This is a genomic window from Alloscardovia sp. HMSC034E08 (genome assembly GCF_001813415.1).
In the GTDB taxonomy this organism is placed as follows: Bacteria; Actinomycetota; Actinomycetes; order Actinomycetales; family Bifidobacteriaceae; genus Alloscardovia; species Alloscardovia omnicolens.
Genome location: NZ_KV812468.1, coordinates 1,411,149 through 1,417,429, shown reverse-complemented (window position 1 = coordinate 1,417,429; position 6,281 = coordinate 1,411,149). Strand labels below are relative to the sequence as shown.

At 42.3% G+C, this 6,281-nt stretch carries 5 protein-coding genes, 1 tRNA gene and 1 pseudogene; 3 read left to right on the top strand and 4 right to left on the bottom strand.

What is annotated here, in order from left to right; translation table 11 throughout:
- Window positions 1-568: 568 nt before the first annotated feature.
- Entirely contained in the window at window positions 569-973 is a 405-nt protein-coding gene (mscL, locus tag HMPREF2909_RS07705) for a large conductance mechanosensitive channel protein MscL (RefSeq protein ID WP_071415824.1), read from the bottom strand.
- 347 nt (window positions 974-1,320) lie between these two features.
- On the opposite strand from mscL, the pseudogene HMPREF2909_RS09400 reads away from it, so the two are divergent.
- Both HMPREF2909_RS09400 and HMPREF2909_RS09925 read left to right on the top strand, forming a co-directional pair.
- Window positions 1,321-2,085: pseudogene (locus tag HMPREF2909_RS09400) on the top strand (AlbA family DNA-binding domain-containing protein); the annotation flags it as partial.
- Window positions 2,086-2,207: 122 nt separating this feature from the next.
- Complete coding sequence (locus tag HMPREF2909_RS09925; protein WP_210387895.1) at window positions 2,208-2,555, top strand: ATP-binding protein; 348 nt, start codon at window positions 2,208-2,210, stop codon at window positions 2,553-2,555.
- 368 nt (window positions 2,556-2,923) lie between these two features.
- Here the strand turns inward: HMPREF2909_RS09925 and HMPREF2909_RS07695 are convergent, their stop codons facing one another.
- The 3 genes from HMPREF2909_RS07695 to cps2T all read right to left on the bottom strand — a co-directional run bounded on the left by HMPREF2909_RS07695 (window position 2,924) and on the right by cps2T (window position 5,897).
- Complete coding sequence (locus HMPREF2909_RS07695; RefSeq protein ID WP_071415823.1) at window positions 2,924-3,583, bottom strand: hypothetical protein; 660 nt, start codon at window positions 3,581-3,583, stop codon at window positions 2,924-2,926.
- Window positions 3,564-4,520, bottom strand: a complete 957-nt coding sequence (locus HMPREF2909_RS07690; RefSeq protein WP_021618719.1) for a glycosyltransferase family 2 protein — start codon at window positions 4,518-4,520, stop codon at window positions 3,564-3,566. Before HMPREF2909_RS07690 ends, HMPREF2909_RS07695 begins: the two co-directional genes overlap by 20 nt.
- A gap of 78 nt (window positions 4,521-4,598) precedes the next feature.
- Window positions 4,599-5,897 (bottom strand): beta 1-4 rhamnosyltransferase Cps2T, encoded by a 1,299-nt coding sequence (gene cps2T / locus HMPREF2909_RS07685; protein WP_210387894.1) that lies wholly within the window; start codon window positions 5,895-5,897, stop codon window positions 4,599-4,601.
- Between the two features lie 66 nt (window positions 5,898-5,963).
- Between cps2T and HMPREF2909_RS07680 the strand changes: the two genes are divergently transcribed.
- A tRNA-Gly gene (locus HMPREF2909_RS07680) sits at window positions 5,964-6,037 on the top strand.
- The last annotated feature ends 244 nt before the right edge of the window (window positions 6,038-6,281 follow it).

The following is a 6,281-nucleotide window of genomic DNA, read 5'->3' as shown; positions in this document are numbered from 1 at the left end:
TGATTCCTCCGGCTGTCAAGTGTTAAGACATCGCCCCGGTGTGAAGATGGTTTGGCACATTTTCTTTTGTCTTCATGCGTGAACAACTCTAGTTATATGTGAAGCCGATACGCGCAACCGATACGCCACTTTTGAAGCCATTTTTGCGCATCAAAACTGGCATAACAGGTGTATGAATCGGTTAAGCAGAATGCGTCAGAACAATAGCCCACCGATTTTAACGCAGTGTGAAGCCTGATTGTGCCGAACAGCTGCTAGTCATACACCTGCAACCTAAAACCCCGCGAAACTCCAACCAGCAGAAAATTTAGACGAATCAGCGTTAATACCATCTAGAAAAGGTCGTATACGTTGCACGTAGGCTGCACTATCAATTTTCACGCGAAATTATATTGATTAAGAATACAGCTCCCGTTAAGTCTAAGGACTAAGCAAAACGTTGAAAACAGAGAACAAGCCACCAAGCTTATGCTGAATACAATAATCCCTCCCCAGCAAAAGCGTAAAACACGTTATTCTCGTGTTCGAAATACTTCAGCCAGAGAGGGATTACTCTATAGGCTAGCTACTAGTTCTTCTGAGCCTTGAGCAGGTCGCGAATCTCCTGCAAAGTAGCTAACTGAACTTCTTCAGCGCTTGGCTCAGCAGCAGCTTCTTCAGCAGCTTCCTGCTTAGCAGTCATATCCTTAATCTTACTCATAGGCAAAACGATGAAGAAGTAAACAGCAACAGCAATAATCAGGAAGTTAATCAGAGCAGTCAAAATAGCGCCGAAAGAAATAGTTGCACCATTAAAAGTGAACTTCAACAAATCAGACATATCTGGCTTGCCGAAAATCATAGCTACCAATGGGTTGATGAAGTTCTCAACAATAGAAGTAACTACAGCGGTTACTGCGCCACCCATAACAACACCGACTGCCATATCAACAACGTTGCCGCGGGAAATAAAATCTTTAAAACCTTTAATCACGTTTCTCTCCAAAAGATATTAGTTTGACGAACGAGGAGATATTTCTCGCACACCTGTTCCATCGACTTATTCTACTGGATATGTTCTAAGAACTCGAGATGTCCTTAAGAGATGTGCCATGATTAACATCACACACTCTGTAATAATATTTGGCAGAGAATAATCGCGCGATTTTCGCGTGATTATCATTTTCCCTCCTATTTTTCCTCTTCATAAACTGCTTAAAATCAACAAAATTTTGAGTGTTTTCAAAACAATTTTTTCGCGCGATATTCGTACGAAAAAATTGTAAAATAGTCATTTAAAGATAGGAGGAAAGCGTAGAACTAAGGTCTGAAGGAAAAAGTTTAGAGTATAAAAAAGCCAAGAATGCGCTTCCTGATTCTTTCTGGGAAACTTACTCTGCTTTCGCTAATACCAACGGCGGAAAAATCATTTTAGGAATTGATGAGAAAAATGAAGATCCATATCAAGGAGTAAATAATCCTCAGAAAATCCGAGATGATTTGTTTGCTCTAGCTGCGAATAAACAAAAAGTCAGCTGTAATTTGTTAGCAGATAATGACATTGAGTATGTAGACATCCCTGGTAAAAATCGCCAACTCATGGTGATAACTATAAGAGAAGCTAGTAGTGACCAAAAGCCTGTCCATCTAAAGAATGATTTTAGACAATCTTATAAAAGACTAGGAGAGGACGACGTTAGACTCGACAGAGAAGAACTAAAATATCTTATGGTAAGTTCTCACGATGATATTGATAGCGAACTCCTAACTAACTACGACGAAAGCGACCTTAATATCGAAACAATTGAAGACTATAAAAAACTATTAATCGATTTGAGCGGAAACAACAAGTATATCAATATGCCGCTCAGAGCCTTCTTAACTGAAATTGGTGTGTTTAAGAAGGATAGAACTGACGGCACTTATAAATTGACAGCAGGCGGATTGCTATTTTTGGGGAAAAATAATTCCATTATTTCTCGTTACCCTAAATTCCAATTAGATTACTTTGAAAAAGATAACTCGTTTTCTGCAAGGTGGGATGACAGAGTTTCGACCGGAGATATGATGTATCCCGATTTGAACATGTATGATTTCTTAAACTAACATATAAGAAAATAACCGCTACAACAAACGATAGATTCGAGCTAAACGACAAATCTGCACATCGTCTACCTTTTAAGAAGGATTTATCTAAATCTATACGCGAAGCGTTAGTCAACTGCCTAATGCACGCTTATTATGACTTCGATTCTCCAATTATCATTACCTCGTATAATGATTTCTACGAATTTAAAAATCCTGGCAAGATGAAAGTCTCTATCCCAGAGTTTATACATGGAGGCACATCAAAAACACGAAATAGTACAATTTCATCATTATTCAGAAGAATAGGAATGTCTGAAAAGGCCGGTTCAAGAGGACCTAAAATTTTTGACGTGTCTGAGAAGTACAAGTTAAAAATTCCAGAAGTCACAACCACTTTCGATAGTACTATTGTTACTATTTGGAAAGTTGATTTGCTATCTTCATACGAAGACGTAACGAGGATGAAAAAACCATTCTCAAGTTTATAATCGAAAATGGAAACATTAGCAAAAATGATGTAATTGAAAACACCCTAATGACAGAGTATAAGTTCAGAGAAAACTTAAAAGCTCTTCTTGGGAAAAAATATATAGAAATAGTGAGCAAAGGACGTTCAACTAAATATGTACTCCCCCAGAACCTCATCTGAACAATATCATCTCATCAAGCAACAAATTAAAAATCTTGGTGATTTTATAGGGAAAAACTAAAATTCAGTTATTTTAACTCTCCGATTCATGTATTTTTAGATTAAGGTGCAGGGGTCATACATACTGACGTATGCCCCTGCACTCATTGCTCATATTTTTACGGCACACAACAGAAGAACGCCCTACACCCAAGTTTTCCCGAGCGTCTAAATAAAACCGCCGAACATCGCCACAATCAAACCGCCAAGTTCAACCACGAAAAAAAGCGTTAATGCTGCCCAGCTGCGCGTAAAAACATTCAAAGGCGAGGTCTTTTTAATAAAAATCAACGTTGTTATATACACAACGAGGAAAAAACCTAAAGCGCCCATCGCACAAATAATACCGGCGTTAATACCGTTCGCATAAACGCTGCTCGATCCGAAAATAACTTTCGTCCCCCACCAATATTTCGTAGACAAAATGGACAGTCCCGACAATAGCTGTTCAACAGCAAAAGCAAAATACGCCAACACTCCCCAACTGCGCCATCGAGATTCAATCACAGCAATCAGCAAGGAAATCAAAGTAACAGTCGTCGCACACCAACTAATCAGCGCCCATCCTACCGGCTGAACGCGCGAAAGAAACCAAATAGCATCAGCTGTGTGATGAAAAGCAATGTCGCGACCAATGCCGTACGGAATCGTTAAAACGGCAAGAAGAAGAACCGCAACGCCCGCATATTTCCAAGGATTTGAACGCTTAACTGCACGCTGAGCATCCGCAATAGAAATCTGCTCAACTGTAGAAGTTGCAATAATCGCATCGACCGCAACAGTTTGCTTAGCCGATTGCTTGAAACGTTTATTTTTCTTCTTTACCATGACCATAACCCCATCTGGTTGCAATCAAAATCCAAAAGAAAACGGATGTGAGGAACTTATTTTTGCGCAACTGAAAACGCTTTATTATGCATAGGCGCTGAAGGAAAGGTTGCTCGAGAACGTGAATATAAGCATGCATCAAGCGCTGATTTTCCTGCGAAATATTTTCGCGTTCCTGTTCAAGAACATACTGTGCTTGCTTTTGCGAAGATGTAATAAGCCACCAATTTTTCTTGATCAAAGCGCAAGGATTCGAAAAAGTTGCGAACTTCTTCGACCATGTTCGCGCTCCCAAAACGTTCGCTTCATGCTGGCGATACAACTCACCCGGTTTATCAATAAAAGTTAACGTTCCCGTTGCTGTTGCACATAGGGCGAGGAACCAATCATGCATAATAATGTTGTCGCTCACATTCACCCATTTTTCTGCGAGCGCGTGATTAATTAAAGCCACGCCCCCCGTAACACTGTTCTCGGTGAGTTCTTGAACAAGCTCAGTATTAGCATGTCCGGATTGGGAACGGATCATGCTGGGGTTGAGCGTTTTTAAGTTCGCATCCACAACCACAGGATCCATATAGTTCATATGAGGAATATGCTGCGGATGTTGGCGAGCCTCCTCCACTTGAGCGCGCACTTTATCTTCCAACCAATAATCATCTTGATCGCAGAAGAGATAATAGTCCGCTTTTTCGTATGTGAGCAGTTCGAAGAAGGAACGGATAACACCCACATTGGTAACGTTACCGTCGTTGATAAAACGGATACGCTCGTCTTGGGTAGCGAGAGAGCGAATAATTTCGGCTGTATTATCGCTAGAACCGTCATCGCGGATGAGAAGATTCCAGTCGGTAAAACTTTGTTTTTGAATACTTTCGACTTGCTCGCGCACATATTTTTCGCCGTTATATGTGGATAGAAGAATATTGACTTTCACTGTATGTTTCCTGTGTGGGGTGGTTGGTGTTCCTTAGCGTGGGTTCGGTATCTGTATCAGCGCCTTCCTGCTACCTCTCTACTCGATCTTCGTGTCAATTTTACGCTCGTCAATCTTCGTGTCGCTGTCTCTATCAGTTTGCGTGAATGGCGTAGCGTTCGTATCAGCGCTCGTTTGCCCTGTTATAAAAAGCTGCTCATATTGGCTGACAATTTCATCCCACGTGTACTCGTTCGCAATAATCTGCCGAGCCTGAACGCCAAAGGTTGCGCGCTCATCTGCAGACATCGTTTCCGCATGATTAATCACAGCATGTAGGTAGAGGGATTGATCAGCGGTTTCGTCTGCGTCATCCATACCGTCAATTTTCCAGTACAGCACTGAATTTTTCGCAACCGAATGATTAAAACTCACATTTAAGATGAGATTTAAGTCGGTGTAGCTTAAGGCTTCAAGCAGCCCTGGATTAGTTCCTCCAACCGAATGACCGTGAATATATGCAAAAGCATTTTGGCGGATGTACGTGAGCAGCTCTTTGTCGTAGACCGTACCGACAAATTTAATGCGCGGATCCGTAGTGAATTGAGTGCGCTGCTTAAGCGTCTCGAAATACGCGTTCCCCTCATGATTACAGATAATAACGAGCGGTTTTTTGGTCGTTGACTGCATGTATTCGCTGATGATGGCTTCGTAATTATTTTCCGGAACAAAACGGCCAACAACCAGATAATATTCCTGTGCATTCAGATTATGCTCGCTGAACCACGCGCGAACATCCTCACTATGCGCGGTTAAATGCGTCTGTTGAGTTTCTGTGCCGTACGCAATAAATGTGCTGTTTACGCCAGGATAGTTGCGTTTCATATAGTCTTGGATGCCTTGATTATCGCTAACAATAACATCAGCACGACGCGCCATGCATTTTTCCGCGTATTTCAGATAGCTCTGCACAGGTTTTGGCCATTTTGCTCTTTTGAATTCCAGACCATCAGGGTTGACGAAAAGCAGACCACCACGTTTATGGATTTTCGTGGCATACCGCTTGACGAGAGGCCCGATAGTATTACCAAGAATGATGAATACGGGATGCGCAATTGCGTTTTTATCGACTAGGCTGAGCGCGTATTCCAGGGCGAGGGTGTCGTAGGCGATGACGCGGGCAGGTCCGATTTTGGGAGGATTGATTGTGAAGCAATCGGCGCCGTGGAAATCGGTGTGCGCGTGGTGGGCGGTGTTGCTTAAGCATGCGACGTGGTAAACAATCTCATTATTCTTGCGATGAAGAACAAGATTTCCCACAAAAGTTTCGAAACCGCCATACTGTGCAGGCAGTCCACGACTACCAATAATAAAAACATGCTGCATGATTTCCAGCATAGCAACACTCCAGCATTTAAGAAGTTTGCATTCTGTGCAGTTTTTGCTTATAGTAGTGGATTGTCTGCGGATGTAGCTCAATGGTAGAGCCTCAGTCTTCCAAACTGATTACGCGGGTTCGATTCCCGTCATCCGCTCCACTAGGACGCTCATTTTGATACAAAAGTGTGAGTGCGAACAGAACCCCTCGAGTTCCGAGTTTTACTAGGTAAAACAAGGAATTCGAGGGGTTTGTTGTGCTTATGGCATGGTTTGGATCGGGCGTGGAATCGGGTGTCCGAGCAGGTTTTGGGTGCTTCGATCGGGTCGCGAATAGTGTTCTAAGGGGGTATCGCCAAAAAGTGTGCCTCGCGCCGAAAAGTATGAGTGCCGCCGAAAGGTATC